Genomic DNA, 607 nt, shown 5'->3' with positions numbered 1-607 from the left:
CTAAATTTTAAATAGTAAAGGATAACTATGATGAGCAAGCAACAACAAATGGACACCATCCAAGAAATGGTAAAAGACATCAAATACACCATGATGACCACTCGTAATGATGAAAACCATCTACATTCTTGCCCGATGAATACCACTGAAACCAGTATCGGCGCAAAAGAAATTTGGTTTATTGGTCACAGCCCTTGCGAAACCGTGAGCAGTATTGAAAAGAACCCAGAAGTGAACTTGGCCTACGTCAGTGAAGATGGCAAAAAATATCTCTCTATCGCTGGTATAGCCGAGTTGGTTGATGATGAAGAAAAACTCAACGAGCTATGGTCACCTATGTACAATGCGTATTTTGAAAAAGGCAAAGAGGACCCACGCGTTCAGCTAATCAAAGTCACCCCACATGGCGCTGAATATTGGGCGAATGGTAATGCCATCACTAGCGCTGTCAAAATGGCGGCGGCGGCAGTCACTGACACTGCCATTGAAAAAAGCTTGGGTGAGAATTTTTCGATAAAGCTGTAATGCTTCAGTCGTTAGAACAGTAAGAATAGACAAATAAAAAACGCCAGTCGCATGAGCCACTGGCGTTTTTTATTCTTTGATC

1 protein-coding gene is annotated in these 607 nt (G+C 42.0%); it reads left to right on the top strand.

Annotation, left to right across the window (positions count from 1 at the left end):
• Window positions 1–30: 30 nt before the first annotated feature.
• On the top strand, window positions 31–525 hold the full coding sequence (locus ACS8FC_RS19020) for a pyridoxamine 5'-phosphate oxidase family protein (protein ID WP_439297938.1): 495 nt from the start codon (window positions 31–33) through the stop codon (window positions 523–525).
• Window positions 526–607: the final 82 nt, after the last annotated feature.

It is taken from the genome of Psychrobacter sp. 1Y4 (genome assembly GCF_051847555.1).
Note: the sequence above shows the minus strand (reverse complement) of the source record. Positions and strands in the feature narration are given on the sequence as shown.